23 protein-coding genes and 4 tRNA genes are annotated in these 26,758 nt (G+C 65.4%); 21 read left to right on the top strand and 6 right to left on the bottom strand.

Features of this window, described 5'->3' with window-relative positions:
- Positions 1–6: 6 nt before the first annotated feature.
- Positions 7–1,272, bottom strand: a complete 1,266-nt coding sequence (locus tag ACFWFP_RS24115; RefSeq protein ID WP_379298545.1) for a geranylgeranyl reductase family protein — start codon at positions 1,270–1,272, stop codon at positions 7–9.
- A 145-nt stretch (positions 1,273–1,417) separates the two neighbouring features.
- On the opposite strand from ACFWFP_RS24115, the gene ACFWFP_RS24110 reads away from it, so the two are divergent.
- Together ACFWFP_RS24110 and htpX are read left to right on the top strand one after the other, a co-directional pair.
- Positions 1,418–2,440, top strand: coding sequence for a polyprenyl synthetase family protein (locus tag ACFWFP_RS24110; RefSeq protein ID WP_379298543.1), 1,023 nt, complete (start codon positions 1,418–1,420; stop codon positions 2,438–2,440).
- Between the two features lie 143 nt (positions 2,441–2,583).
- Entirely contained in the window at positions 2,584–3,447 is an 864-nt protein-coding gene (gene htpX / locus ACFWFP_RS24105; RefSeq protein ID WP_379298541.1) for a zinc metalloprotease HtpX, read from the top strand.
- Between the two features lie 17 nt (positions 3,448–3,464).
- Here htpX and ACFWFP_RS24100 read toward each other — a convergent pair whose 3' ends face one another.
- The gene (locus tag ACFWFP_RS24100; protein ID WP_056814350.1) at positions 3,465–3,956 is read right to left on the bottom strand and encodes a YajQ family cyclic di-GMP-binding protein; all 492 of its coding nucleotides are present in this window, start codon (positions 3,954–3,956) and stop codon (positions 3,465–3,467) included.
- Between the two features lie 177 nt (positions 3,957–4,133).
- Between ACFWFP_RS24100 and ACFWFP_RS24095 the strand changes: the two genes are divergently transcribed.
- The 10 genes from ACFWFP_RS24095 to rplA all read left to right on the top strand — a co-directional run bounded on the left by ACFWFP_RS24095 (position 4,134) and on the right by rplA (position 9,130).
- Positions 4,134–4,216, top strand: a tRNA-Tyr gene (locus ACFWFP_RS24095).
- A 242-nt stretch (positions 4,217–4,458) separates the two neighbouring features.
- Positions 4,459–4,531 (top strand) — tRNA-Thr (locus ACFWFP_RS24090).
- Positions 4,532–4,590: 59 nt separating this feature from the next.
- Positions 4,591–4,666, top strand: a tRNA-Met gene (locus ACFWFP_RS24085).
- Positions 4,667–4,702: 36 nt separating this feature from the next.
- Positions 4,703–4,873, top strand: coding sequence for a 50S ribosomal protein L33 (gene rpmG, locus ACFWFP_RS24080; RefSeq protein WP_056814348.1), 171 nt, complete (start codon positions 4,703–4,705; stop codon positions 4,871–4,873).
- Positions 4,874–5,035: 162 nt separating this feature from the next.
- Positions 5,036–6,109 carry a fused (3R)-hydroxyacyl-ACP dehydratase subunits HadA/HadB gene (locus ACFWFP_RS24075; RefSeq protein ID WP_379298901.1) on the top strand — a complete coding sequence of 358 codons (1,074 nt, stop codon included), beginning with the start codon at positions 5,036–5,038 and terminating at the stop codon, positions 6,107–6,109.
- A gap of 194 nt (positions 6,110–6,303) precedes the next feature.
- Positions 6,304–6,376: transfer RNA gene (locus tag ACFWFP_RS24070), tRNA-Trp, on the top strand.
- Between the two features lie 31 nt (positions 6,377–6,407).
- Complete coding sequence (gene secE / locus ACFWFP_RS24065) at positions 6,408–6,788, top strand: preprotein translocase subunit SecE (protein WP_379298539.1); 381 nt, start codon at positions 6,408–6,410, stop codon at positions 6,786–6,788.
- Between the two features lie 112 nt (positions 6,789–6,900).
- The gene (gene nusG / locus ACFWFP_RS24060; protein ID WP_379298899.1) at positions 6,901–7,686 is read left to right on the top strand and encodes a transcription termination/antitermination protein NusG; all 786 of its coding nucleotides are present in this window, start codon (positions 6,901–6,903) and stop codon (positions 7,684–7,686) included.
- Positions 7,687–7,900: 214 nt separating this feature from the next.
- Entirely contained in the window at positions 7,901–8,335 is a 435-nt protein-coding gene (gene rplK / locus ACFWFP_RS24055) for a 50S ribosomal protein L11 (RefSeq protein ID WP_019049397.1), read from the top strand.
- 81 nt (positions 8,336–8,416) lie between these two features.
- On the top strand, positions 8,417–9,130 hold the full coding sequence (rplA, locus tag ACFWFP_RS24050; protein WP_301903705.1) for a 50S ribosomal protein L1: 714 nt from the start codon (positions 8,417–8,419) through the stop codon (positions 9,128–9,130).
- Between the two features lie 98 nt (positions 9,131–9,228).
- Here the strand turns inward: rplA and ACFWFP_RS24045 are convergent, their stop codons facing one another.
- Positions 9,229–10,836: an MFS transporter gene (locus ACFWFP_RS24045; protein ID WP_379298537.1), complete on the bottom strand. Its 1,608-nt coding sequence runs from the start codon at positions 10,834–10,836 to the stop codon at positions 9,229–9,231.
- Positions 10,837–11,238: 402 nt separating this feature from the next.
- On the opposite strand from ACFWFP_RS24045, the gene rplJ reads away from it, so the two are divergent.
- From rplJ to ACFWFP_RS24015, 6 genes are all read left to right on the top strand, one after another.
- Positions 11,239–11,802 (top strand): 50S ribosomal protein L10, encoded by a 564-nt coding sequence (gene rplJ / locus ACFWFP_RS24040; RefSeq protein WP_062988862.1) that lies wholly within the window; start codon positions 11,239–11,241, stop codon positions 11,800–11,802.
- 62 nt (positions 11,803–11,864) lie between these two features.
- A complete protein-coding gene (rplL, locus tag ACFWFP_RS24035; RefSeq protein ID WP_379298535.1) occupies positions 11,865–12,251 on the top strand; it encodes a 50S ribosomal protein L7/L12 in 387 nt (128 codons plus the stop codon).
- 231 nt (positions 12,252–12,482) lie between these two features.
- Positions 12,483–13,562, top strand: a complete 1,080-nt coding sequence (locus ACFWFP_RS24030; protein ID WP_379298533.1) for an ABC transporter ATP-binding protein — start codon at positions 12,483–12,485, stop codon at positions 13,560–13,562.
- Positions 13,563–14,204: 642 nt separating this feature from the next.
- A complete protein-coding gene (locus tag ACFWFP_RS24025) occupies positions 14,205–17,705 on the top strand; it encodes a DNA-directed RNA polymerase subunit beta (RefSeq protein WP_358060948.1) in 3,501 nt (1,166 codons plus the stop codon).
- A gap of 107 nt (positions 17,706–17,812) precedes the next feature.
- Positions 17,813–21,766, top strand: a complete 3,954-nt coding sequence (locus tag ACFWFP_RS24020) for a DNA-directed RNA polymerase subunit beta' (protein ID WP_379298531.1) — start codon at positions 17,813–17,815, stop codon at positions 21,764–21,766.
- A gap of 81 nt (positions 21,767–21,847) precedes the next feature.
- Positions 21,848–22,381, top strand: coding sequence for a hypothetical protein (locus tag ACFWFP_RS24015; protein WP_379298529.1), 534 nt, complete (start codon positions 21,848–21,850; stop codon positions 22,379–22,381).
- On the opposite strand, the gene ACFWFP_RS24010 is transcribed toward ACFWFP_RS24015, so the two are convergent.
- Positions 22,378–23,205 carry a formate/nitrite transporter family protein gene (locus ACFWFP_RS24010; protein ID WP_379298527.1) on the bottom strand — a complete coding sequence of 276 codons (828 nt, stop codon included), beginning with the start codon at positions 23,203–23,205 and terminating at the stop codon, positions 22,378–22,380. The genes ACFWFP_RS24015 and ACFWFP_RS24010 overlap by 4 nt on opposite strands.
- Positions 23,206–23,362: 157 nt before the next feature.
- Here ACFWFP_RS24010 and cynS point away from each other — a divergent pair, with 157 nt between their 5' ends.
- Entirely contained in the window at positions 23,363–23,812 is a 450-nt protein-coding gene (gene cynS / locus ACFWFP_RS24005) for a cyanase (protein WP_379298525.1), read from the top strand.
- Positions 23,813–23,827: 15 nt separating this feature from the next.
- On the opposite strand, the gene ACFWFP_RS24000 is transcribed toward cynS, so the two are convergent.
- Positions 23,828–24,829, bottom strand: a complete 1,002-nt coding sequence (locus tag ACFWFP_RS24000) for a DMT family transporter (RefSeq protein WP_379298523.1) — start codon at positions 24,827–24,829, stop codon at positions 23,828–23,830.
- Positions 24,830–24,867: 38 nt separating this feature from the next.
- Here ACFWFP_RS24000 and ACFWFP_RS23995 point away from each other — a divergent pair, with 38 nt between their 5' ends.
- Positions 24,868–25,398, top strand: coding sequence for a CGNR zinc finger domain-containing protein (locus ACFWFP_RS23995; protein ID WP_379298521.1), 531 nt, complete (start codon positions 24,868–24,870; stop codon positions 25,396–25,398).
- Positions 25,399–25,440: 42 nt separating this feature from the next.
- On the opposite strand, the gene ACFWFP_RS23990 is transcribed toward ACFWFP_RS23995, so the two are convergent.
- Positions 25,441–26,109, bottom strand: coding sequence for a TetR/AcrR family transcriptional regulator C-terminal domain-containing protein (locus ACFWFP_RS23990; RefSeq protein ID WP_379298519.1), 669 nt, complete (start codon positions 26,107–26,109; stop codon positions 25,441–25,443).
- 114 nt (positions 26,110–26,223) lie between these two features.
- On the opposite strand from ACFWFP_RS23990, the gene ACFWFP_RS23985 reads away from it, so the two are divergent.
- Complete coding sequence (locus ACFWFP_RS23985; protein ID WP_379298517.1) at positions 26,224–26,742, top strand: hypothetical protein; 519 nt, start codon at positions 26,224–26,226, stop codon at positions 26,740–26,742.
- Positions 26,743–26,758: the final 16 nt, after the last annotated feature.

The following is a 26,758-nucleotide window of genomic DNA, read 5'->3' as shown; positions in this document are numbered from 1 at the left end:
CGGCCATCAGCTGAACGGCGGGAGTTCGTCGGCACGCAGCGAAGCCCGTCCGGCCGCTCGCCAGGCGCGGGCGGTGAGGTCGAGGTCCTCGTCGGTCACCAGATTGCCCATCACCCGAACCGCCGTGCGCTGCAGATACTTCGAGCGCATCACCGGCGGTCCACCGAGCGGGACCATCCTCGGCTGGGTGGCCAGGCCCGCGAGTCTGCGCGCCACCGAGAAGGTGCGTCCGTAGTGGTCACGCAGCAACTGCGGCCACGCCCGGCTCAGATCGGGTTCGTCGAGCAGGTCCGCGAGCAGGTGCCCGCCTTCCAGCCCGTAGTCGATGCCTTCGCCGTTGAGCGGGTTCACGCAGCCCGCGGCGTCACCGACCAGTACCCAGTTCGGGCCCGCCACGTTCGAGACCGCGCCGCCCATCGGCAGCAGTGCCGAGGCCACCGCGCGCAGTTCGCCCTCGAGTTCCCATTCCTCGCGACGCAGCTGGGTGTAGTGCTCGAGCAGCGGCTTGAGGGCGACGTGCGAGGGCCGCGCCTCGGTGGCCAGCGAGCCGACACCGATGTTCACCTCGCCGTTGCCGAGCGGGAAGATCCAGCCGTAGCCGGGGACCAGTTCGTCGGCGGCATTGCGCAGCTCCAGATGCGAGGAGATCCACTGATCGTCGCTGCGGCCGGACTTGATGTAGGCGCGGGCGGCGGTCCCGTAGGCGTAGCGGCGATGCCAGGTGCGACCCAGCTGTTTGCCGATGGGGGAGCGCACGCCGTCGGCCACCACCAGCACCCGGCAGCGCACCGTGTGGGTGGTCGCACCGATCAGCACCGTCACCCCGGTGACCCGCTCGTTCTCGCGCAGCACCTCGGTGACCTTCGCGCCGTCGACCATCCGCGCGCCGGACTTGATCGCGGTCTCGCGCAACTTGTCGTCGAGTTCGGTTCGCGGAACGGCACTTCCGTAGGTCGGGAACGACCCGCCCGGCCACGGCAGCAGTGTCTCCTTGCCGAAGCCGGCCATCCGCAGGCCGTGGTTCACCGTGTGCGCGCGCAACCATTCGCCGAGACCCAGGTGTTCCAGCTCGGCGGTGGCACGCGGCGTCAGACCGTCGCCACAGGTCTTGTCGCGCGGGAAAACCGCCGAATCGAGCAGCAACACATCGCGTCCGGCGCGCGCGGCCCACGCCGCCGACGCGGAACCGGCGGGCCCTGCCCCGACTACCAGCACCTCGACGGCGGCAGGCAGCGGAGCATGGTCGGCGGGGGTGAGATCCGGTGAACCCATGGCTCAATACTGGCACTGTCGGCCGCTGTGCGAGAGTGTCGGGTACACCGGGAATTGTCACTGTGTGACGGGGTTCATCGGCCATAGTGCCGTGACACGCTAGGTTGCTACCCGTCGGGGTCGGACGCATCGCTGGGAGAAGATAATGAGCACATCGGCTGTGAGCGACGAAAGCACCGTGGTTGCCGGGGTAGATCTCGTCGATCCCGAACTCGCCGTCACCGTGCGCGACGGACTGGCCGCGGTCGAGAAACTGCTCGTCGACGAGCTCTCCGACGGTGAGGAATTCCTCCAGGAGGCGGCCCTGCACCTGGCCAGGGCGGGCGGCAAGCGGTTCCGGCCGCTGTTCACCGTGCTCACCGGCCAGCTCGGACCGAATCCGACCGACCCGGCGCTGATCACCGCGGGCACGGTCGTGGAACTCGTGCACCTCGCGACGCTCTACCACGACGACGTCATGGATGAGGCGACCCAGCGTCGCGGCGCGGAGAGCGTCAACTCGCGGTGGGGTAACAACATCGCGATCCTGGCGGGCGACTACCTGTTCGCCCACGCCTCGCGCCTGACCTCCACCCTCGGCCCCGACGCGGTCCGCATCATCGCCGAGACCTTCGCCGAGCTGGTCACCGGCCAGATGCGGGAAACCATGGGCGCCAAGCAGACCCAGGACCCAGTCGAGCACTACCTGCGCGTGGTGTGGGAGAAGACCGGCTCGCTCATCGCCGCCGCGGGCCGCTTCGGCGGCACGTTCTCGGGTGCGGGTCTCGACCATGTCGAACGCCTGGCCCGCCTCGGCGACGCGGTCGGTACCGCGTTCCAGATCTCCGACGACATCATCGACATCTCGTCCTCGGCCGAGCAGTCGGGCAAGACCCCGGGTACCGACCTGCGCGAAGGCGTGCACACCCTGCCGGTGCTCTACGCCCTGCGCGAGACCGGCGCCGACGGCGATCGCCTGCGCACGCTGCTGGCGCGCCCGCTGGAAACCGACGCCGAGGTCGACGAGGCACTGGAACTGCTGCGCCGCTCGCCCGGCATGGCGCTGGCCAAGGAAAAGCTGGCCGAATACGCCGACCTCGCCGATACCGAACTCGCGGCGCTTCCCGCCGGCCCCGCCAACGACGCCCTCACCAGGCTCGTCCGCTACACGATCGAACGCGTCGGCTGACCAGGAACCAACGCCACCCGGCGCACGTTGAGCACATGGGTAACTCGCCGGGTACACCCAGAACCGTTCCCGTTGTCAACCGCAGGCCCGATGCCTGACGAACGCAGCGCCTGACGACCGGCAAGAGGCGCGGGGAGGCGGAAATGCCCAATGGCATCAAAACGTTCGGTTTGATGGTGGGAATGTCGGCGTTGATCGTCGCCATCGGGGCGATGTTCCGCAGCCCGACGATCCTGATCATCTCGATCGTGCTGGCCGTCGGCATGAACGCCTACGCCTACTTCAACAGCGACAAGCTGGCGTTGAAGGCGATGCACGCGCAACCGGTGAGCGAGCTGGAGGCGCCGGTCATGTACCGGATCGTGCGCGAGCTCGCGACCACGGCGCGCCAGCCCATGCCGCGGCTCTACATCAGTCCGACCAGCGCCCCCAACGCGTTCGCGACCGGCCGTAATCCGCGCCACGCCGCGGTCTGCTGTACCAGCGGCATCCTGCAATTGCTCGACGAACGCGAGCTGCGCGCGGTGCTCGGCCACGAGCTGTCCCACGTCTACAACCGCGACATCCTGATCTCGTCGGTGGCGGGTGCGATGGCCTCGGTCATCACCGGTCTGGCGAATATGGCGTTCTTCGCGAGTTCGTTCGGCAACAGGGACGGCAACGGACCGAACATCATCGGTGTGCTGCTGGTCTCGCTGCTCGGGCCGATCGCGGCGGGCCTGATCAAGATGGCGGTCTCGCGATCGCGGGAGTACCAGGCCGATCAGTCCGGCGCCGAGCTCACCGGCGACCCGCTGGCCCTCGCCTCGGCCCTGCGCAAGATCGAACGCGGCGTCCAGGCGGCCCCGCTTCCGCCGGACCCCAAGATCACCAGCGAATCGCATCTGATGATCGCCAACCCGTTCCGCGCGGGCGACCGTGTCGCCCGCTGGTACTCCACCCACCCCCCGATGGACGAGCGCATCAAGCGTCTGGAGGAGATGGCAGGCGGCACCCATCACCACTGAGTGCCGCCACACCGGACCTATCGGTAGTTGACGAACTGCAGGGCGATACCGAAGTCCTCGCCCTTGAGCAGCGAGATCACTTCCTGCAGGTCATCACGCTTCTTGCTGCTGACCCGCAGCTCCTCACCCTGGATCTGCGCCTTCACGCCCTTGGGTCCCTCGTCGCGGATCTTCTTCGAGATCTTCTTCGCCTTCTCGGTGTCGATACCCTGCACGAGCGTGCCGGTGATCTTGAACACCTTGCCCGACGGCTGCGCCTCGCCGGCGTCGAACGCCTTCAGCGAGATATCGCGGCGGATCAGCTTCTCCTTGAAGACGTCGAGCGCCGCCTGCACCCGCTCCTCGGCGTTGGCGGTCAGCACGATGGCTTCCTCACCCGACCACGCGATCGATGCGTCGGTGCCCTTGAAGTCGTAGCGCGAGTTCAGTTCCTTCTCCGCCTGATGCAGAGCGTTGTCGACCTCCTGTCGATCGACCTTGCTCACGACGTCGAATGACGAATCAGCCACACTGCGCTCCTGTCCTGTGAAGGTCCGGCGAACTCCGGGGCCGGGTTGTGCCCGGCCATCGAGACAGTTGTACCCGCATCGGGGGACGACCGGTGCTCGCAGGGGGTCTGTGCAGGCGTTTTGATAGTCCGGGTGAGTACGTTGTAAGCTGCTCAGCGCACCGGAAACGGCGCACACGGCAGATTGCCCGAGCGGCCAATGGGAGCGGACTGTAAATCCGTCGGCTTATGCCTACGTAGGTTCGAATCCTACATCTGCCACATCGAACCCCCGTCGATCGCGAAGATCGGCGGGGGTTCCTTGGTTCTGTGGGGTTGTTCCCGCGCGGACCCGGGTAGCCTCGAAGCAGGCGAGTCGGAACCAGCGGGTGAAACCCGTGAAAATGCCCTTTGAGCTGCCGATTTGGTGCTCGGGGCGAGGAGTGTGTAATCTCGTTCAGGACGCCGGAGCACGGGGTCACGCTGATCGGCTTGCCGATACAGACTCTGTGCCACGTTGTCATGCCCCCTTAGCTCAGTCGGTAGAGCGTTTCCATGGTAAGGAAAAGGTCAACGGTTCGATTCCGTTAGGGGGCTCGCCGGATTGCCGGTGGTGAGCGGCTTACCGCGGCATCATCGGGATATTAGTCCGCCGTGGCGGTGTAGCTCAGTTGGTAGAGCAAACGACTCATAATCGTTGTGTCGCCGGTTCAAGTCCGGCCATCGCTACCAATTTCAACTCAGCCCAGACCGGAAAGAAGGCAAATCGTGGCCGCGAAGTCCACCGATGTCCGGCCAAAGATCACCTTGGCCTGCGACGAGTGCAAGCACCGCAACTACATCACCAAGAAGAACCGGCGTAACGACCCGGATCGCCTCGAGCTGAAGAAGTTCTGCCCCAACTGCGGAACTCACCGGGCGCACCGCGAGTCGCGCTAGTTTCCAGAACATCTGCCGAAGGCCGGACGAGAGTCCGGCCTTTGTGCTTTTCCCAGGAAGTTCATGGAAAGTTCGGGGCCGATACAGTACCCGGACGCATCACGTTTTACACCGGTCGACTTCGGTGCTGTCTTACGAGTGAGTAAGGTCCACGTTGTGACAGTGAACACCGGAACTCACGAAGCGGTCCCTGCCGCAGCCGCCGAATCCTTCGATCCCGCCGCCCACGCGGCCTCGATGGTCGGCCACCACTACCGCGTCGACGACTACTACGAGGTCGGTCGCGAGAAGGTGCGTGAATACGCCCGTGCGGTGCAGGATTACCACCCGGTGCACTGGGAGGAAGACATCGCGCGCGAGTACGGCCACCAGGGTCTGCTCGCCCCGCTCACCTTCATCTCCCTGGTCGGCATCCTCGCCCAGCGCAAGCTGTTCGAACGGATCGTGACCGGTTACGACCTGAGCCAGATCATGCAGACCGATCAGATCCTGGAATTCCACCGCCCCATTCGGGTCGGCGATCAGCTGACCTGTGATGTGTATCTGGATTCTTTCCGGCAGGCATTCGGTGGCGACATCATCGTGACCAAGAACATCGTCACCGCCCAGGACGACGAACTGGTGCTCACCACGTACACCACCCTGATCGGCCGCAGTGGCGGCGACAGCGATCCGCGGATGTCGGACGCGGTCCGCAATGTGCTGATGCACGGAATCGGCGAAGAGGAACCCGCCCACCACGCGCCGGCCGAGCTGTCCATCGGGGACACCCCGGCCCCGATCACCAAGCAGCCGGAGCCGACGGTCAGTGTGCACGCCCTGTCCTTCGACAGCGTGTCGGTCGGCGACGAGCTGCCCGCCCGCGTGGCGCGACTCACCCGTGGCGACCTCGTCAACTACGCGGGCGTGTCCGGTGACGCGAACCCGATCCACTGGAGCGACGAGGTCGTGAAGCTGGTCGGCCTGGACAACGTGGTCGCGCACGGCATGCTCACGATGGGTCTCGGCGGCGGTTTCATCACCTCGTGGCTGGGCGATCCCGGTGCGGTGAAGGAGTACAACGTCCGCTTCACCAGCCCGGTCTACGTCGGCTCCGACGTCCCGGCGGAGGTCGAATACACCGGAAAGGTGAAATCGGTCGATCCGCAGACCCGTACCGCCGTTGTCGCCATCACGGCGAAGTCGGCGGGCAAAAAGATCTTCGGCCGCGCCACGGCAACCGTTCAGCTGTCCTGACCTGGTCGAGTGTCCCGGATTGGCGATAACCGCGCGCGGTGACGTATAGTCGGGTCTCTGGGGTCACGAGATGCTGCGCGCTGATCTTCCCGAGGGGTTATCTCCTCATGGAAGCGGCGCGCGTGTTGTGTGACACTAGGGACAACCGAATATCGAATGTGGTTGGGCACTACAGCTCAGGCTGGTCCAACCGAAGGGGCGTAGCTCAATTGGCAGAGCAGCGGTCTCCAAAACCGCAGGTTGCAGGTTCAAGTCCTGTCGCCCCTGCCCTGAATGCCAGCGACGAGAGAGGATCGACGTGAGCGACGAGCGGGATACTCGCGGCGAAGACAGCGAGGACACCGCCGCTGCCACTCGACCGAGTGGCAAGCGGTCTGCTCGTCGTGTGCGCGCGTCGGATGCTCCGGCAGACAACGGATCGGTGGCCACGCTCGATCGGCCGTCGGCCTCGCGCAAGGCAGACAAGACCGCCGGTAAGGCAAAGACGGGCAACCCGTTCAAGCGGGTGCTCAAGTTCCTGCGAGAGGTCATCGCGGAACTGCGCAAGGTGATCTGGCCCAACCGGAAGCAGATGGTCACCTATACGGCCGTCGTTCTGGTGTTCGTGGTCTTCATGGTCGCGTTCATCGCCGGGATCGACGTGGCGTTCGTCAAGGGTGTCGACTGGCTGTTCGGCTGATCGCCGACACCCACGCCGGTAGCCGATCGCGGGTCGGAACGGCGGAGTGTGCCTCCGCGCACCCGACCCGGCCCAGAGGATGTACGTGACGACACAGGAAGCGAGTGCCTCAGTGAGCACCCCGGAGAACGACACCAACGACGAGTTCCCGGTTGACGACGCTGTCGCGGCGGAAACCGCCACCGACGAGGTCGAGGCCGCCGAGCTCGCCGACGAAGCCGTGATCGAAGACGTCGCCACCGAGGACGACCCCGAGGCCGACCCGATCGAGTCGATGAAGACCAAGCTGCGGCGTGTGCCCGGCGACTGGTACGTCGTGCACTCGTACGCCGGTTACGAGAACAAGGTCAAGACCAACCTCGAGACCCGCGTGCAGAACCTCGGTCTCGAGGATTACATCTTCCAGGTCGAGGTGCCGACCGAAGAGGTCACCGAGATCAAGAACGGCCAGAAGAAGAACGTCAACCGCAAGGTGCTGCCGGGCTACATCCTGGTCCGGATGGAACTGAACAACGAGTCGTGGGGCGCGGTCCGCAACACCCCCGGCGTCACCGGTTTCGTCGGGATGACCGGCGGTGGCCCCGGCGCCAAGCCGACCCCGCTGACCATCAACGAGGTCGTGAAGTTCCTGGTTCCGGCCGGTGCGCAGGCGCAGAAGAAGGCCGCCGCGGCCGCTGCCGGTGGTTCGGATGCCGGTAGCGCGGCTTCGGGCAAGCCCACCATCGAGGTCGACTTCGAGGTCGGCGAGTCGGTCACCGTCATGGACGGTCCGTTCGCGACGCTGCCCGCCTCGATCTCCGAGGTCAACGCCGAGCAGCAGAAGCTCAAGGTGCTCGTGTCGATCTTCGGTCGTGAGACCCCGGTCGAGCTGAACTTCACCCAGGTCTCCAAGATCTGAGTTCTCCGCTTTCACGAAACGGCACCGCTCATCGGCGGTGCCGTTCGTGTTTGTGCTGGTCGCCACCCGATTGCTTGGTCATGACCCATGTCAAGTAGAGTGTGATGGTTCGTGTTCTGACTTCCCCGCAGTACCTGTCGGGGCCTAGTCGTGCGCGGATACGAGGCTTACGGCAACCGTAAGGAACCGAACCCCAGAAAGCCAAGGAAGAAAGATGCCCCCCAAGAAGAAGAAGCTCGCCGGGATCATCAAGCTGCAGATCCAGGCCGGCGCAGCCAACCCGGCACCGCCGGTCGGCCCCGCGCTCGGTCAGCACGGCGTCAACATCATGGAGTTCTGCAAGGCGTACAACGCCGCGACCGAGTCGCAGCGTGGCAACGTCATCCCGGTCGAGATCTCGGTGTACGAGGACCGGACGTTCGACTTCAAGCTGAAGACCCCGCCTGCCGCTCGTCTGCTGCTCAAGGCCGCCGGTGTGCAGAAGGGCTCCGCTGAGCCGCACAAGACCAAGGTCGCCAAGGTCACCATGGACCAGGTCCGGGAGATCGCCAAGACCAAGGCCGAGGATCTCAACGCCACCGATCTCGATCAGGCCGCGAAGATCATCGCCGGTACCGCGCGTTCGATGGGTATCACCGTCGAAGGCTGAGCGAATCTCGCTCTCATGTGGGAGGGCCGGCCAGGCCCGAACAAACCACATCTGAACTCAGAAACTTAAGGACAGAAAATCATGGCAAAACGAAGCAAGGCGTACCTCGCCGCTGCTGAGAAGGTCGATCGCGACAACCTGTACTCCCCGCTGGCCGCCGCGCGCCTGGCGAAGGAGACCGCGACCACCAAGACCGACGCGACCGTCGAGGTCGCCGTCCGTCTCGGCGTCGATCCCCGCAAGGCCGACCAGATGGTCCGTGGCACCGTCAACCTGCCGCACGGCACCGGTAAGACCGCTCGCGTCATCGTGTTCGCCGCGGGCGAGAAGGCTTCCGAGGCCGAGGCCGCGGGCGCCGACGCCGTGGGCGCCGAGGACCTGATCGAGCGGATCCAGGGCGGCTGGCTCGACTTCGACGCCGCTATCGCCACCCCGGATCAGATGGCCAAGGTCGGCCGTATCGCGCGTGTCCTGGGCCCGCGTGGTCTGATGCCGAACCCGAAGACGGGCACCGTCACCAACGACGTGACCAAGGCCGTCAACGAGATCAAGGGCGGCAAGATCAACTTCCGCGTCGACAAGCAGGCCAACCTGCACTTCGTCATCGGCAAGGCGTCCTTCGACGACGCCAAGCTGGTGGAGAACTACGGCGCCGCGCTGGACGAGATCCTGCGTGTGAAGCCGTCGACCGCCAAGGGTCGCTACGTCAAGAAGATCACGGTTTCGACGAACACCGGACCGGGCATCCCGGTGGACCCGAACCGCACCCGCAACCTCCTCGACGAGGATGCGTGAGCTTCGCCTGACAGGTAACCCCTGATCCACCGCGAGGGTGGGAACGCGTCCTGCGTTCCCACCCTCGCGGCGTTGTCGGACTGTCCGGCGTTCACCAGCTACTGATCAGCGTCTTTCTTACGCCAGCCGAGCAGCACCGACTCGCCTTCCTGCGGCTTCCACGGCAGGAAGACCGCGACGATCGCCGCGCACACGACGACCGCGCCACTGGCGACGAGCGCGGCGGTGTGCGAGCCCTGCAGGGTCGCGGTCTTCATCGCGACGATGAGGTTCTCGCGCTGGGTCTCGAAGAACGGCGCGAGTTCGCGTTTGCGCAGTTCCAGCACGCTCAGCGGGCTGGCCTTGACCAGGCTCTTCTCGCTGTCGTTCATGATGCCCACCGGGATGGCGTCGATTCGCGCGGCGATGTTGGTGGTGTAGTACGAGGCCACGATCGAGCCGAGAACCGCGACGCCGAGGGTTCCGCCCACCTCGCGGGTGGTGTCGTTGACGGCCGAGCCCGCGCCGGCTTCGTCCAGTGGCAGTGAGGACATGATCGACTCGGTGGCGGGACCCTGCACGATGCCGAGTCCGAGGGCCATCGACACCATCGACGGCAGCACGCCGAGCAGATAGGTGCTGTCGACGGTGACCTGGCTACCCAGGTAGAGCCCGAGTCCGGTGAGCAGCAGGCCGAACACGATCACCGCGGTGGTGCCGATGCGCTGGGCGAGCAGGGTGGCGATCGGTGCGCCGATCGCCACCGAGAACGCGAACGGCAGTGAGGCGATACCGAATTCCAGCGGTGTGTATTCCCGCACGCCCTGGAAATACTGGGTGATCAGGAACAGGAATCCGAACATCGAGAAATATCCGATCGCGATTGCCAAGGCAGGCAATGAGAATCGGCGATTGCGGAACAGCCGCATATCGAGAATCGGTGCGGCCGTGTGCAATTCCCACGCGACGAAACCCGCGAGCAGAGTGGCGCCGAGTGCGGCGGTGCCCAGCGTGGTGAACGAGAGCCAGCCGTTGTGCGGTGCCTCGATGATCGCCCACACCACCAGCGTGATGCCCGCGATCGACAGGCCGATGCCGGGGAAGTCGAGCTTGCCGAACTGCGCGGCGCGCGACTCGGGCACCCAGATCAGGGTGGCGATCAGCGCGATCAGCGCCACGGGCACGTTGATCCAGAACACCGAATGCCAGCTGAAGTGTTCGAGCAGCCAGCCGCCCGAGATGGGGCCGATGGCGATGGCGAAGCCTGCCATCGCGGTCCATGCGGCGATCGCGAGCGCGCGCTCGCGCCGGTCGGTGAAGATGTTGATGATCAGGGCCAGGGTGGCGGGGAAGACCGCGGCGGCGAAGACGCCCATGGCGGCGCGGGCGAAGATCACCTGCGTCATCGTCTCGGCGAGCGCGCCACCGACCGACATCACGGCGATGCCGATCAGGCCGACGAGCATGACCCGGCGGCGGCCGTAACGGTCACCGAGATTGCCCGCGGCGAGGAGTAGGCCGGCGAAGGTCAGCGTGTAGGCGTCGACGACCCATTGCAGTCCGGCGACGTCGGCTGACAGTTGGACGCCGATGGACGGCAGTGCGACGTTGACGATGGTGTTGTCGAGGACTACCAGCAGTTCGGCCAGGCAGATGACGACGAGAGCGACGAATCGCTGCGGGCGTCGGCCCAGCAGCGCTGGTGGATCGACTATGGAGGTTTGCATAGTATTGGAGTGAACCAGGTTACTGTCACCGGGCGTAACACCTTCCGGGTGGGAGTCCTGCCACAATTGAACTGCGATGTGGCGTGAGTCACTTTCGAATCGGTGAAATCGGGCGCAGGGGTCCCGTTTTGGCAGATAGGGCAGGTGCGGGTACAGTGAACGACGGTCATCGACTCGTTCGATGACTAACCCATTCGTTCTACCGAAGACCGTTGGTCGTTGATGCCGCTCGCGCGGTGTCGATCGAAGGTCCGGCGACATTGCCGGCGACCCACGCAGGGAGAGCTGAGGCCGAAGTTATTTTTGCGCCCCGGTACGCCTTGCGTCCGGGGCGTTCGTTTTGTCGCCGGCCCCTGATTCGGTAGTGCACCAACGAAACCGACATCAGAGAGGAGGCGAAGTATGGCGAAACCTGAAAAGGTCACCGCTGTCGCGGAGATCGCGGAGCAGTTCAAGAACTCCACGGCCACTGTTGTCACGGAGTACCGTGGCCTGTCGGTCGGCAAGCTCACCGAGCTGCGTCGTGCGCTCGGCGCCGACGCCACGTACTCCGTCGCCAAGAACACCCTGGTCAAGATCGCTGCCGGCGAAGCCGGTGTGGCGGGTCTCGACGAGCTGTTCGTCGGCCCGACCGCCATCACCTTCATCCAGGGTGAGCCGGTCGACGCCGCCAAGGCGCTCAAGCAGTTCGCCAAGGACAACAAGTCCCTGGTCATCAAGGGCGGATACATGGACGGCCGCGCGCTGTCCGTGTCCGAGGTCGAGCGTATCGCCGACCTCGATTCGCGTGAGGTGCTGCTGGCCAAGCTGGCCGGTGCGTTCAAGGCCAAGCCTTCGCAGGCTGCCGCCCTGTTCGCCGCTCCCGCTTCGCAGGTCGCCCGGCTCGCCCAGGCGCTGCTCGAGAAGCGCACGAGTGCCGAAGGCGCTCCTGCTGCCGAAGAAGCACCCGCGGCTGACGCCGAATAAGACATCTATTACCCGCCTCGGGGTGCGTATGCGCTGCGAGGTACACCACGAAAGGAACCACCATGGCAAAGCTGAGCACCGAAGAACTGATCGGCGCCTTCAAGGAGCTGACCCTGCTCGAGCTCGCTGAGTTCGTCAAGGTCTTCGAAGAGACCTTCGACGTCACCGCCGCTGCCCCCGTCGCGGTCGCCGCCGTCGGTGGCGCTGCTGCGCCGGCCGACGCCGCCGAAGAGCAGGACGAGTTCGACGTCATCCTCGAGGGTGCCGGCGACAAGAAGATCCAGGTCATCAAGGTGGTCCGTGAGATCGTCTCGGGCCTGGGCCTGAAGGAAGCCAAGGACCTGGTCGAGGGCGCCCCGAAGCCGATCCTGGAGAAGGTCGCCAAGGATGCCGCCGAGGCCGCCAAGGCGAAGCTCGAAGAGGCCGGCGCCAAGGTTTCCGTCAAGTAATTCGGAACCAGTGCTGTTGTGAACGGGCGGTCCTTTCCGGGCCGCCCGTTTGCTATTTGCCCGGACATGCGAAAGTGATCCGGGTCGTAGTAGCCGCGCCAGGTTACTCTTCAGTCATGTAGGGGTGTGCCGCGTCTCACTGATGGGTTACAGTGACCGGACCCACAGAGTCGTAGCGCACCGCCGTGATGTGAGCGCGCGGGAACGCGGGTGGGGTGCTCGCAGGGATCAATGGAGGTAGCAGTGGGCGTCGAGGTCAGGACCGAGGGTGTAACCAAATCCTTCGGTTCACAGCGAATTTGGCAGGACGTGTCGATCACGCTCCCTTCGGGTGAGGTCAGTGCGTTGCTCGGGCCTTCGGGTACGGGTAAGTCGGTGTTCCTGAAATCGCTCATCGGTCTGCTGCGGCCCGAGCGTGGGTCCATCTTCATCGATGGCACAGACATCATGACCTGCTCCAACAAGGAGCTCTACGAGATCCGCAAACTGTTCGGCGTCCTTTTCCAGGACGGCGCGCTGTTCGGCTCGATGAATTTGTACGACAACATCGCGTTCCCGCTTCGTGAGCACACGAAGAAGTCGGAATCCGAGATCCGCCGCGTGGTCATGGAGAAGCTCGAGCTGACCGGTCTGCTCGGCGCCGAGGGCAAGCTGCCCGGCGAGATCTCCGGTGGTATGCGCAAGCGCGCCGGTCTGGCCCGCGCGCTGGTCCTCGACCCGCAGATCATCCTCGTCGACGAGCCCGACTCGGGCCTGGACCCGGTGCGTACCTCGTACCTGGCGCAGCTGCTGCTCAACATCAACGCGCAGATCGACGCCACGATTCTGATCGTGACGCACAACATCAACCTGGCCCGTACCGTGCCGGACAACATCGGCATGCTCTTCCGCCGCAACCTGGTGATGTTCGGCCCCCGTGAGGTGCTGCTCACCAGTGAGGAGCCGGTGGTCAAGCAGTTCCTCAACGGCCGGATGATCGGCCCGATCGGTATGTCGGAGGAGAAGGACGAGGCGCAGATGGCGCGCGAGCAGGCGCTCGTCGACGCCGGTCACCACCACGGTGGCGCCGAGGAGATCGACGGCATCATCCCGCAGATGAAGGCCGAGCCCGGCATGCCCGCCCGTCAGGCCGTGTTCCGCCGCCAGGCGCGCGTGCGCGAGATCATCCACACGCTGCCGCACGCGGCACAGGTGGCGATCCGCGAGTCGCTGGATTCCTCCGACGACACTCAGGTGATGGCAGCCTATGGCGGCAACGATCAGCCCACCGAAACGTTCAAGGCGGTTCCGCACGGCCAGATCAACGGCTGAGCGACTTTTACGCCTCGGATGAGCCCCGGCCTACGGCCGGGGCTCTTCTGCGTGACGGGACGGAAAACAGCTGCTGACCGGCCGTCGGCGGGCTGGCGCGCACGGCGTGTCGCGAGTAAAATGACCGCGGCGCAGGGTGGGGGATCCCCAGCGCGCCAGGCGATCTCGCATCGCGGACAGACCTACGCGCGCCACTTGACGAGGGGCCCGCGAACCGTCACGCTGTTCACAGCAGCGTGAGCTGTTGAGGGGCACCAGCGCCAGCGAGAATTCGGCCCAGCACCAGCTGACAGGGGTCGGCGCCAGTTGAATAGAGAGCTCAGCGCCAAGTGAGCAGTCGGATCGGGGGAGTCGGCAGCGGGGCGCAGCGGTGAAGGAACCCGACGCGGCCAGCGTCCAGGGCTTCGGCGCGTTATCCCGTGCGTGCGGTCACACGGATGGTATGTTGACACTCCCTTGTCTAGGGGTGTAAGTTTGGACGTTGCGCTGGCTGCCTCCTGTCCACACCTTGATTCGCACTCGAAAGTTCCACCCTTCCGGTGTTACTTCCGCTGCTGCTTGTTCTGGTTTCGTTCGGGCTGTAACCAGCGGAATTCGTAGCAGACAAGCGACGGTCGCGGACCACCACGCGACGCGCGTGAGGTGCTGGAAGGACGCATCTTGGCAGTCTCCACCCAGACCAAGGCTGGTATCCCCGGAGCCCCGTTGAGGGTTTCGTTCGCGAAGATCCGAGAGCCCTTGGAGGTGCCCGGACTTCTCGACCTACAAACGGACTCGTTCGCCTGGTTGGTCGGTACACCCGACTGGCGTGAGAAGGCGGCCGCTCGCGGCGACGTCGGTCTCGCAGGCGGCCTCGAGGAGGTGCTCGAGGAGCTCTCGCCGATCGAGGACTTCTCCGGGTCCATGTCCCTGTCGTTCTCTGATCCGCGCTTCGAAGAGGTCAAGGCCTCCATCGATGAGTGCAAAGAGAAGGACATGACCTACGCGGCGCCGTTGTTCGTCACCGCGGAGTTCATCAACAACAACACCGGCGAGATCAAGAGCCAGACGGTGTTCATGGGCGATTTCCCCATGATGACCGACAAGGGCACCTTCATCATCAACGGCACCGAGCGTGTCGTCGTCTCGCAGCTGGTCCGTTCCCCGGGCGTCTACTTCGATCACAACATCGACAAGACCACCGAGAAGGACCTGCACAGCGTGCGCGTGATCCCGTCGCGCGGCGCGTGGCTGGAGTTCGACGTCGACAAGCGCGACACCGTCGGTGTCCGTATCGACCGCAAGCGCCGTCAGCCGGTCACCGTGCTGCTCAAGGCGCTGGGTTGGACGACCGAGGAGATCGTCGAGCGTTTCGGCTTCTCCGAGATCATGATGTCCACCCTGGAGAAGGACAGCACGCCCGGCCAGGACGAGGCGCTGCTCGACATCTACCGCAAGCTGCGTCCGGGCGAGCCGCCGACCAAGGAGTCCGCGCAGACTCTGCTGGAGAACCTGTTCTTCAAGGAGAAGCGCTACGACCTGGCCCGCGTCGGTCGCTACAAGATCAACAAGAAGCTCGGCATCCACGTGCACGAGCCGGTGACCTCCTCGGTTCTCACCAAGGAAGACATCGTCGACACCATCGAGTACCTGGTGCGCCTGCACGCCGGTGACCGCACGATGACCGCCCCCGGCGGTGAAGAGGTCCCCGTCGAGATCGACGACATCGACCACTTCGGTAACCGTCGTCTGCGCACCGTCGGTGAGCTCATCCAGAACCAGATCCGCGTGGGCCTGTCCCGCATGGAGCGTGTCGTTCGTGAGCGGATGACGACGCAGGACGTCGAGGCGATCACGCCGCAGACCCTGATCAACATCCGTCCGGTGGTCGCCGCGATCAAGGAGTTCTTCGGAACTTCGCAGCTGTCGCAGTTCATGGACCAGAACAACCCGCTGTCGGGTCTGACCCACAAGCGCCGCCTGTCGGCGCTGGGCCCGGGTGGTCTGTCCCGTGAGCGTGCCGGTCTGGAAGTTCGTGACGTCCACCCGTCGCACTACGGCCGCATGTGCCCGATCGAGACCCCGGAAGGCCCGAACATCGGCCTGATCGGTTCGCTGTCGGTGTACGCGCGGGTCAACCCGTTCGGCTTCATCGAGACGCCGTACCAGAAGGTTGTCGACGGCAAGGTCACCGACGAGGTCAAGTACCTGACCGCCGACGAGGAAGACCGCTACGTTCGCGCGCAGGCCAACTCCCCGGTCGACGCCGAGGGTCGCTTCCTCGAGGAGAAGGTCCTCGTCCGCCGTGCGGGCGAAGAGGTCGAGTTCGTGACGCCGGCGCAGGTCGACTTCATGGACATCTCGCCGCGCCAGATGGTGTCGGTCGCGACGGCCATGATCCCGTTCCTCGAGCACGACGACGCCAACCGTGCCCTCATGGGTGCGAACATGCAGCGTCAGGCCGTGCCGCTGATCCGTTCCGAGTCCCCGATCGTGGGTACCGGCATGGAGCTGCGCGCAGCCGTCGACGCCGGTGACGTCGTCGTGAACGAGAAGCCCGGTGTCGTCGAAGAGGTCTCGGCCGACTACGTCACCGTGATGGCCGACGACGGCAGCCGCAAGTCCTACCGGATGCGCAAGTTCAACCGGTCGAACCAGGGCACCTGCTCGAACCAGCGTCCGATCGTGGACGAGGGCGATCGGGTGGAGAAGGGGCAGGTCCTCGCGGACGGCCCTTGCACCGAGAACGGTGAGATGGCGCTGGGCAAGAACTTGCTCGTCGCGATCATGCCGTGGGAAGGCCACAACTACGAGGACGCGATCATCCTGTCGCAGCGCCTCGTGGAAGAGGACGTTCTCACCTCGATCCACATCGAAGAGCACGAGATCGATGCCCGCGACACCAAGCTCGGTGCCGAGGAGATCACTCGCGACATCCCGAACGTCTCCGACGAGGTCCTCGCCGACCTCGACGAGCGCGGCATCATCCGCATCGGTGCCGAGGTCCGCGACGGCGACATCCTGGTCGGCAAGGTCACGCCCAAGGGCGAGACCGAGCTCACCCCGGAAGAGCGTCTGCTGCGTGCCATCTTCGGTGAGAAGGCTCGCGAAGTGCGCGACACCTCGCTCAAGGTGCCCCACGGTGAGTCCGGCAAGGTCATCGGTATTCGCGTGTTCTCGCGCGAAGACGACGACGATCTGCCTCCCGGCGTGAACGAGCTGGTCCGCGTCTACGTGGCCCAGAAGCGCAAGATCCAGGACGGCGACAAGCTCGCCGGTCGCCACGGCAACAAGGGCGTCATCGGCAAGATCCTCCCCATCGAGGACATGCCGTTCATGCCCGACGGCACGCCGGTCGACATCATCCTGAACACCCACGGTGTGCCCCGTCGTATGAACATCGGCCAGATCCTGGAAACCCATCTCGGGTGGATCGGTAAGGCCGGCTGGAACATCGACGTGGCCGCGGACGGCACTCGCCCCGAGTGGGCGGCGACGCTGCCCGAGGAGATGCTGGCGGCGCCGGCCGACTCGAACATCGCCACGCCCGTCTTCGACGGTGCCAAGGATGACGAGCTGACCGGTCTGCTCGGCTCGACCCTGCCCAACCGTGACGGTGAGCGGATGGTCAACGCCGACGGCAAGTCGACGCTGTTCGACGGTCGTTCGGGTGAGCCGTTCCCGTACCCGGTCGCGGTCGGTTACATGTACATCCTGAAGCTGCACCACCTGGTCGACGACAAGATCCACGCCCGTTCGACCGGTCCGTACTCGATGATCACGCAGCAGCCGCTGGGTGGTAAGGCGCAGTTCGGTGGTCAGCGATTCGGTGAGATGGAGTGCTGGGCCATGCAGGCCTACGGCGCGGCGTACACGCTGCAGGAACTCCTGACCATCAAGTCCGACGACGTGGTCGGCCGCGTGAAGGTCTACGAGGCCATCGTCAAGGGCGAGAACATTCCGGAGCCGGGCATTCCGGAGTCGTTCAAGGTGCTCCTCAAGGAACTCCAGTCACTGTGCCTCAACGTCGAGGTGCTGTCTTCGGACGGCGCCGCGATCGAGATGGGCGGCGGCGAAGACGAGGATCTGGAGCGCGCGGCCGCGAACCTGGGCATCAACCTGTCCAGGAACGAAGCCGCCACCATCGACGATCTGGCGAACTAGGTGGTAAGCGGTGCGCTTCGCTGTGGAAGCGAGGCGCACCGCGCACCGCGCTCGACAACTAGTGAACTTTTGCTCGAATTCGACCCGAACAGGGGAAAGGAAGTTACGTGCTAGACGTCAACTTCTTCGATGAACTCCGGATCGGCCTTGCCTCCGCCGATGACATCCGCCAGTGGTCCTTCGGCGAGGTGAAGAAGCCGGAGACCATCAACTACCGCACGCTCAAGCCGGAGAAGGACGGGCTCTTCTGCGAGAAGATCTTCGGTCCCACCCGGGACTGGGAGTGCTACTGCGGCAAGTACAAGCGTGTCCGCTTCAAGGGCATCATCTGTGAGCGCTGTGGCGTCGAGGTGACTCGCGCCAAGGTGCGCCGTGAGCGGATGGGCCACATCGAGCTGGCCGCTCCGGTTACTCACATCTGGTACTTCAAGGGCGTTCCGTCGCGCTTGGGTTACCTGCTCGACCTGGCGCCGAAGGATCTCGAGAAGATCATCTACTTCGCCGCCTACGTCATCGTCGGTGTCGACGAGGAGCTGCGTCACAACGAGCTCTCCACGCTCGAAGCCGAGATGGAGGTCGAGAAGAAGGCTGTCGCCGATCAGCGCGACGCCGACCTCGAGGCCCGCGCGCAGAAGCTCGAAGCCGATCTGGCCGAGCTGGAAGCCGAGGGCGCCAAGTCCGACGTGCGTCGCAAGGTCAAGGACGGCGGCGAGCGCGAAATGCGTCAGCTGCGCGACCGCTCGCAGCGTGAGCTGGACCGCCTCGACGAGATCTGGACGACCTTCACCAAGCTGTCGGTCAAGCAGCTCATCGTCGACGAGGTGCTCTACCGCGAGCTCGTCGACCGCTACGGCGAGTACTTCACCGGCGCCATGGGTGCGGAGTCCATCCAGAAGCTGATGGAGAACTTCGACATCAACGCCGAGGCCGAGAGCCTGCGCGAGACCATTCGCTCCGGCAAGGGTCAGAAGAAGCTGCGCGCGCTCAAGCGTCTGAAGGTCGTCGCGGCCTTCCAGACCAACGGCAACTCGCCGATGGGCATGGTGCTCGACGCTGTCCCGGTGATCCCGCCGGAGCTGCGTCCGATGGTTCAGCTCGACGGTGGCCGTTTCGCCACCTCCGACCTGAACGACCTGTACCGCCGCGTGATCAACCGCAACAACCGTTTGAAGCGACTGATCGATCTGGGTGCGCCCGAGATCATCGTGAACAACGAGAAGCGGATGCTGCAGGAGTCGGTCGACGCACTGTTCGACAACGGCCGTCGTGGCCGTCCGGTCACCGGACCGGGTAACCGCCCGCTGAAGTCCCTGAGCGACCTGCTCAAGGGCAAGCAGGGCCGTTTCCGTCAGAACCTGCTCGGCAAGCGCGTCGACTACTCGGGCCGTTCGGTCATCGTCGTCGGCCCGCAGCTCAAGCTGCACCAGTGTGGTCTGCCGAAGCTGATGGCGCTCGAGCTGTTCAAGCCGTTCGTCATGAAGCGTCTGGTCGACCTGAACCACGCGCAGAACATCAAGTCCGCCAAGCGGATGGTCGAGCGTCAGCGCGCACAGGTGTGGGATGTCCTCGAAGAGGTCATCGCCGAGCACCCCGTGCTGCTGAACCGCGCGCCCACCCTGCACCGCCTCGGCATCCAGGCCTTCGAGCCCCAGCTGGTCGAAGGCAAGGCCATTCAGCTGCACCCGCTCGTCTGTGAGGCGTTCAACGCCGACTTCGACGGTGACCAGATGGCCGTGCACCTTCCGCTGTCCGCGGAGGCGCAGGCCGAGGCACGCATCCTGATGCTGTCGTCGAACAACATCCTGTCCCCGGCGTCGGGTCGCCCGCTGGCGATGCCGCGTCTGGACATGGTGACGGGCCTGTTCTACCTGACCCGTCTCGACGAGAACGGCGTAGGCACCTACCAGGGCGCCGCCAAGGACGTGCCGGAGTACGGCGTGTACTCCTCGCCCGCCGAGGCACAGATGGCCGTCGATCGTGGCGAGCTGACCGTGCGGTCCACCATCAAGGTGCGGCTGACCGAACAGCGCCCGCCGCGCGATATCGAGAGCGAGCTGTTCCCGGACGGCTGGAAGCGCGGCGACGCGTGGCTGGCCGAGACCACGCTGGGTCGCGTGATCTTCAACGATCTGCTCCCGGCGGACTACGCGTTCATCAACGAGCCGATGCCGAAGAAGCGTCAGGCCACGATCATCAACGATCTGGCCGAGCGCTACCCGATGATCGTCGTCGCGCAGACCGTCGACAAGCTCAAGGACGCCGGCTTCTACTGGGCCACGCGTTCGGGTGTCACCGTCTCCATGTCGGACGTGCTCGTTCCGCCGGAGAAGCCCGAGATCATGGAACGCTACGAGTCGATGGCGGACCTGATCGAGAAGAAGTACCAGCGTGGCGCGCTCGATCACTCCGAGCGCAACAACGCCCTGGTCAAGATCTGGCAGGAAGCCACCGAGGAAGTGGGCGCCGCGCTGCGTACCCACTACCCGCCGGACAACCCGATCATCACGATCGTCGACTCCGGCGCCACGGGTAACTTCACCCAGACCCGTACCCTCGCGGGTATGAAGGGCCTGGTGACGAACCCGAAGGGTGAGTTCATCCCGCGCCCGATCAAGTCCTCGTTCCGTGAGGGCCTGACCGTGCTCGAGTACTTCATCAACACCCACGGTGCTCGTAAGGGTCTGGCCGATACGGCGCTTCGTACCGCCGACTCGGGTTACCTGACCCGTCGTCTGGTCGACGTGTCGCAGGACGTCATCGTCCGCGAAGAGGACTGTGGCACCGAGCGCGGCATCCTGGTGCCGATCGCGGAGAAGCTGGCCGACGGCACGATCATTCGTGACGCGCACGTCGAGACCTCCACCTACGCCCGGACGCTCGCGTCCGACGCGGTGGATGCCAAGGGCAATGTCATCGTGGCGAAGGGCGCCGACCTCGGCGACCCCGCGCTCGACGCGCTGCTCGCGGCCGGTATCACCGAGGTGAAGGTCCGCTCCGTGCTGACCTGCACCACCGGCACCGGCGTCTGCGCCACCTGCTACGGCCGTTCGATGGCCACCGGCAAGCTGGTCGATATCGGCGAGGCCGTCGGCATCGTCGCGGCCCAGTCCATCGGTGAGCCCGGTACCCAGCTGACCATGCGTACCTTCCACCAGGGTGGTGTCGCGGGCGACGACATCACCGGTGGTCTGCCGCGTGTTCAGGAGCTCTTCGAGGCCCGTGTCCCCAAGGGCAAGGCGCCGATCGCGGAGGTCTCGGGCCGGGTGCGTCTCGAGGACGACGACCGCTTCTACAAGATCACGATCATCCCTGATGACGGGTCGGAGGAAGTCGTCTACGACAAGCTCTCGAAGCGTCAGCGTCTGCGTGTGTTCAAGCACGACGACGGCTCCGAGCGTCTGCTCGCCGACGGTGACCACGTGGAGGTGGGTCAGCAGCTGCTCGAGGGCGCTGCCGATCCGCACGAGGTGCTGCGCGTGATGGGTCCCCGTCAGGTGCAGGTCCACCTGGTCCACGAGGTCCAGGAGGTCTACCGCTCGCAGGGTGTGTCGATCCACGACAAGCACATCGAGGTCATCGTTCGCCAGATGCTGCGTCGTGTGACGATCATCGATTCGGGTGCGACCGAGTTCCTGCCCGGTTCGCTCACCGAGCGCGCCGAGTTCGAGAACTCGAACCGTCGCGTGGTGGCCGAAGGCCGCGAGCCGGCTTCCGGCCGTCCCGTGCTGATGGGTATCACCAAGGCGTCGCTGGCCACCGATTCGTGGCTGTCGGCGGCCTCCTTCCAGGAGACCACCCGAGTGCTGACGGACGCGGCCATCAACTGCCGCTCCGACAAGCTGATCGGCCTGAAGGAGAACGTGATCATCGGTAAGCTCATCCCGGCCGGTACCGGTATCAACCGCTACCGCAACATCCAGGTGCAGCCGACCGAAGAAGCCCGTGCCGCGGCGTACGCGGTGCCGTCCTACGACGACACCTACTACTCCCCGGACAGCTTCGGCTCCTCCACCGGCGCAGCGGTGCCGCTGGACGACTACGGCTTCAGCGACTACCGCTAAGCAGTAACCCGAACGCCCCGTTCCTTCTTGGAGCGGGGCGTTCGTCGTTTCTGTGTCGGTGTGGGATGAGACCATCTCGGTATGCCCGGAACCGCAGAGGTCCTGTCGATCGAGGACATGGTCCGTGGCGCGATCAAGCAGGTGTGGGCGGACTGTCCGGATCTGGTCTTGGATGCCGTTCACGAGCGAACTGTGGTGGCGCACATCGCATCCGCGCTGAATCAGCGATTGGCGGTTCTGCCCGGGAAGTGGCGGGCGGATGTCGAATACGATCGTGTCACGAATTTAGGGTTCTCGGTGGTGCGGAAGCAGCTGCGATTGGCGCGCGCGGGGCTCGACGATGTCAGCTTCGTGGTACCGGACTTGATCGTGCACGAACCGTACAGTGGCTCGAAACGCGGCAATATCCTTGTGCTGGAAGCCAAGAAGGGGCGCGTTTCAGCGCGGGCACGCGAAGGCGATTACATCAAACTCTGTGCGTTCATCGAGCAGCTCGGATACCGGCACGCGGTTTTCCTCGAGTTCGACGGTGCGGGTGGCCGCCCCAGGGTCGAGTGGATTCGCTCGGCGTACGAGTACCCGGACCCAACCCTGCGGGCGTCGGAGGAGCTCTAGTCCAGGGCCGATTCGGCGGGCCGCCGTGACGGGGCGGTGCGGGCGTGGGTGGCGTAGAGGGTCAGGCCGACGAAGGTGAGCCCGCCTACGAGATTGCCCAGGACGGTGGGGATTTCGTTCCAGAAAAGGTAGTCGCCGAGGGAGAAGTCGCCGCCGAGGAGCAGGCCCGAGGGGAACAGGAACATGTTGACGATGGAGTGTTCGAAGCCCATGTAGAAGAACAGCATGATGGGCATCCACATCGCGATCACCTTGCCCGACACCGAGGTCGACATCATGGCGGCGACCACGCCGGTGGAGACCATCCAGTTGCACAGCACGGCGCGGATGAACAGGGTGAGCATGCCCGCGCCGCCGTGTTCGGCGTAGCCGAGGGTCCGGGATTCGCCGATCTCGCCGAGCTTCTCGCCGACGGCGCTGGGGTCGACGGAGAAGCCCATGGTGAGGATGATCGCCATCATCACCGCGACGGTGAACGCGCCGGCGAAGTTGCCGACGAACACCAGGCCCCAGTTCCGCAACATCGAGCGCACGGTGACACCACGGCGCTTGTCGATCATGGCCAGCGGAACCAGCGTGAAAACGCCGGTGAGCAAGTCGAATCCGAGCAGGTAGAGCATGCAGAACCCGACTGGGAAGAGCACAGCGCCGAGTAGCGGTTCGCCGGTGTTCACGGTGATGGTCACCGCGAAGGCGGCGGCGAGGGCGAGAATCGCGCCCGCCATGTAGGCGCGGATCACGGTGTCGCGGGTGGACATGAACGCTTTGGCCTCGCCCGCGTCGATCATCTTCTCGACGAAGTCCGCCGGTGGGAGATAGGACATGGAAACCCCTTCGTAGTGCTTCTAGCGCAGGAGTTTTCGCTGTCGAGGTTGCCTCGCGATCACCGGACGTTGCTCCCACGTAAATAGTGGTATTCCACTATGGCGGCCAGTGCCCCCGAATGGCAGGCTAGCGGCGACCCCGACCCTAGGAGCCCGTATGCAACCGATCCTGAGCAAATCCGCTGCCGCCGACCTGATCGTCGCCGCCCGTATCCGCAAGGGCCTGACGTGGGCGGGCATCGCGGAATCGCTCGGCGCACCCCTGGTCTGGACGACAGCGGCCCTCCTCGGCCAGCATCCGATGACCGAGGAACAGGCCGCCACCGTCTGCGCTCTGCTCGACCTCGACGACACCGTCGCCGAAAGTCTGCGCCTGCAACCCTTCCGCGGCGCCGACCCGGCGAAACTGGCCGACCCCACCATCTATCGCCTTGTCGAAGCCGTTTCGGTCTACGGCCCCGCCCTCAAAGAGCTCATCCACGAGGAATTCGGCGACGGCATCATGAGCGCCATCAACTTCAACATCGACATCGCCCGCCGCCCCCACCCGGACGGCGACCGCGTCGTCATCACCCTGGACGGCAAATTCCTCGACTACCGCTGGTGAAGCGGGTTGTGTCGGTCAGGATACTTGCTCGGACCGAGCCTGCGGGATCTCCGTCGGGGTGTCTGCCGGTGTCTGCGGGTCGCCGAGGGCGGGGGCGCCGGGTTCGCCGAGGCGGACGGTGACGACGCCGATGAGGATCAGTGTGCCGCCGAGTAATTGGATGGGGCGGGGGGCTTCGGCGAGGAGGATCCAGGCGAAGATCAGGGCGGCGAGGACCTCGGTGAGGGCTACGAAGGAGGCCAGGCGGGAGCCGAGGCGGCGGGTGGCGGCGATGCCGGTGACGTAGGCGATGGCGGCGGTGACGACGCCGATGAGGAGAATGGGGATCCACCAGGGGGTGGTGAAATCGGCGAAGACGACCGGGTGGGTGGTGGCGCGCAGGGGGACGATGCCGAGGGTGCCTGCCAGGATCAGGGTGAGGCCGCCGATCAGGAGGCCGCCGCAGGCCAGGACGGTGCCGGGGAGGTCGCCGCCCTGGGCGGAGAGGACGAAATAGGCTGCGGCGCCGACCATCGCGGCCAGTGCCCAGGCGATGCCGAGGGGGTCGGTCGACATGCCCGAGGCCACGTCGAGGACGAGCAGCAGCCCGGTGATGCCGAGCGCCGCGCCGCCGATCGTGGCCGCGCCGGGCTGTTGCCGGTGGCGCACCCACAACCAGCCGACCACGGCGATCGGCGCGGTGTACTCGATCAGTAGCGCGGCGCCGACTTCCATGTGCGCGACGGCGTTGAAGTAGGCGAGCTGCGTGCCCGCGACGGCGACCAGCCCGTACGCGCCGATGAGACTCGCGTTGGCGCGCACCAGGTTCCAGTTGCCCCGTAGCTGCGGAAGTGCGAGCGGCAGCAGCACTACTCCGGCGAGGACGACCCGTGCCGCGACGACGGCGGCCGCGCTCCACCCCGCGTTCATCAGCCCGCGCGCGAGCGGACCGGACAGCCCGAAGGAGGTGGCCGACGCCAGCGCGAGCAGCAGCCCGGATCGCATCCGGATCGCGCTGTCATGAGTCAAAGTCACCATGACTAATGACGGTAGGGAGCCTGCGGTAATATGTCAATGTGGTTTTTGCTCATGACACCGAAGCGGCCCTGCTGGCGGCGGTCGAACTGGTCAATTCCGCCGAAGACCCCGACACATTGACCGAAACCGCCCAGCTCGCCGAGTTCTTCGAACGGCACGTCTACACGGGCGTACACACCGGCGACCCCGCGGAACTGGCCGCCGTCCGAGCCCTGCGCGCACCACTACGCGCGATGCTCACCAGCGATCGCGATGCCGCCGTCACGCTCGTGAACGAGACCCTCGCCGAGCACCGCGCGGTGCCGCAGTTGGTCCGGCACGGCGATGTCGATTACCACGTGCACGCCGTTCCGGCGCGGGCTCCGCTCCCGGTCCGTATCGCCGTCGAGACCGCGATGGCGATGATCGACCTCATCCGCGCCGACGACTTGAGCCGCCTGTCGATCTGCGCGGACACCGACTGCGCGGGACTGGTGCTCGACCTGTCCCGCAACCGTTCCCGCCGCTATTGCAGCACCAACTGCGGAAACCGCAACGCCGTCGCGGCTTACCGTGCGCGCCAGAGGTAGCTCACCGCACCGTGTTCGCAGTGCCGTGAGGTCGGCTGCGGCCTAGTTCGACCGCCGCTCCGCGAGCCCGTCGAGCAAAGCCGCGAGTCCGAACTCGAAACTCGCCACGGCCGTGAGGGTGGCGATGTCGGCACGCTCGAGCCGCGCCCGTAGCCGCGGGTAGGGCTGGGCGATCTCACCCGCTTCGTCCAGCGCGGCCTGCAATTCGACCGCCGGATCGCGATCGCCACGCCCGAGCCGGCGCCGCAGTGACACGTCGGCCGCGGCGCCGGCGGCACTACCGAGGATCAGGGTGAACACCGCCCCCAGTGCTTGGTCGGCCGCGTCGCCGACGAACCCGGCGTTCTCGTACACCGTCAGCGCCACCTCGTCATGGCGAGCCTTGTTCGGCCCGTAGAGCAGGTAGCTCGACTGGGCCTGCGCCAGCCAGGGATGCCTGGTGATGGTTGTGTACAACCCGCGAGCCAGCTGTTCGGTGGCCGTGCGCCAGTCGGGCGAGTCGGGATCGGGCAGGGCGATTTCGCCCCAGGTCTCGTCGGCGGCCAAGCGGATCAGGTTGTCCTTGTTCTTCACGTGCCAGTACATCGCGGTCGGCGCGGAGTCGAGCCGCTTGCCGAGACTGCGCATGTTCAGCCCGTCCAGGCCCTCTTCATCGAGCAGTTCGATCGCGGTGGCGACGATCTGTTCGCGGGTCAATGTCTCACGCGGCATGTCCTCACCCTAGGGCCTCACCTGGCACTTTCACAAAGTTCAAGAAACCTCTTGCACTTAGTTCAAGTCGCGAGCTATCGTACTTTTACAAAGTTCAAGAAGGGATCGACCAGCATGAACATCCTCCTCGCCAGCATCGACCTGCTCATCGCCGCCGCATTCGTGAGCATGCCGATCGTGCGCAATCGCTACGGCGCGGCCGCCATGGCCACCGCGGAGTCCGAGCTGGCCCGGCAGGGCGTGCGCACCACCGCGCTCACCGAGAACGGCATGCGATTCGACGCCAGCGGCCATGAGAGCGCCGCGCCGTTGAGCATCGCCGCGATCATGATCGCGCTCGCCGGGGTCAACCTCGCCGACCTGGCCGTCGCCCCGCCGCTGAACTGGGTGCTGTTGACGCTGGTCCTGCTCGGCAACGCCGTCATCGTCTACAGCAATCACACCGCTGTGCGCTCGGTGCGCGCCGCGTTCCGCCGCAAGGGTGATCCCGAACTGATCCGCATCGACGTTCCCGCGCTGCTCGCGGCCGCCGAATACGGCTTCCCGGCCTGGACCTGGACGCTGCAGACGCTGCGCAACATCACCGTTTTCGGCGGCACCCTCCTCGGCCTCGCCGCCCTCGCCCTTTCCTGAAGCCAGCAACAAAGGA

It is taken from the genome of Nocardia sp. NPDC060249, from assembly GCF_042728755.1.
In the GTDB taxonomy this organism is placed as follows: Bacteria; Actinomycetota; Actinomycetes; order Mycobacteriales; family Mycobacteriaceae; genus Nocardia.
Note: the sequence above shows the minus strand (reverse complement) of the source record. Positions and strands in the feature narration are given on the sequence as shown.

Excerpts from the sequence above, each read along its gene's own strand:
- ACFWFP_RS24115 (WP_379298545.1), bottom strand. The coding sequence starts at position 1,272 with ATGGGTTCACCGGATCTCACCCCCGCCGACCATGCTCCGCTGCCTGCC.
- ACFWFP_RS24110 (WP_379298543.1), top strand. The coding sequence starts at position 1,418 with ATGAGCACATCGGCTGTGAGCGACGAAAGCACCGTGGTTGCCGGGGTA.
- htpX (WP_379298541.1), top strand. The coding sequence starts at position 2,584 with ATGCCCAATGGCATCAAAACGTTCGGTTTGATGGTGGGAATGTCGGCG.
- rplK (WP_019049397.1), top strand. The coding sequence starts at position 7,901 with ATGCCCCCCAAGAAGAAGAAGCTCGCCGGGATCATCAAGCTGCAGATC.
- rplA (WP_301903705.1), top strand. The coding sequence starts at position 8,417 with ATGGCAAAACGAAGCAAGGCGTACCTCGCCGCTGCTGAGAAGGTCGAT.
- ACFWFP_RS24045 (WP_379298537.1), bottom strand. The coding sequence starts at position 10,836 with ATGCAAACCTCCATAGTCGATCCACCAGCGCTGCTGGGCCGACGCCCG.
- rplJ (WP_062988862.1), top strand. The coding sequence starts at position 11,239 with ATGGCGAAACCTGAAAAGGTCACCGCTGTCGCGGAGATCGCGGAGCAG.
- rplL (WP_379298535.1), top strand. The coding sequence starts at position 11,865 with ATGGCAAAGCTGAGCACCGAAGAACTGATCGGCGCCTTCAAGGAGCTG.
- ACFWFP_RS24030 (WP_379298533.1), top strand. The coding sequence starts at position 12,483 with ATGGAGGTAGCAGTGGGCGTCGAGGTCAGGACCGAGGGTGTAACCAAA.
- ACFWFP_RS24015 (WP_379298529.1), top strand. The coding sequence starts at position 21,848 with ATGCCCGGAACCGCAGAGGTCCTGTCGATCGAGGACATGGTCCGTGGC.
- ACFWFP_RS24010 (WP_379298527.1), bottom strand. The coding sequence starts at position 23,205 with ATGTCCTATCTCCCACCGGCGGACTTCGTCGAGAAGATGATCGACGCG.
- cynS (WP_379298525.1), top strand. The coding sequence starts at position 23,363 with ATGCAACCGATCCTGAGCAAATCCGCTGCCGCCGACCTGATCGTCGCC.
- ACFWFP_RS24000 (WP_379298523.1), bottom strand. The coding sequence starts at position 24,829 with ATGGTGACTTTGACTCATGACAGCGCGATCCGGATGCGATCCGGGCTG.
- ACFWFP_RS23990 (WP_379298519.1), bottom strand. The coding sequence starts at position 26,109 with ATGCCGCGTGAGACATTGACCCGCGAACAGATCGTCGCCACCGCGATC.
- ACFWFP_RS23985 (WP_379298517.1), top strand. The coding sequence starts at position 26,224 with ATGAACATCCTCCTCGCCAGCATCGACCTGCTCATCGCCGCCGCATTC.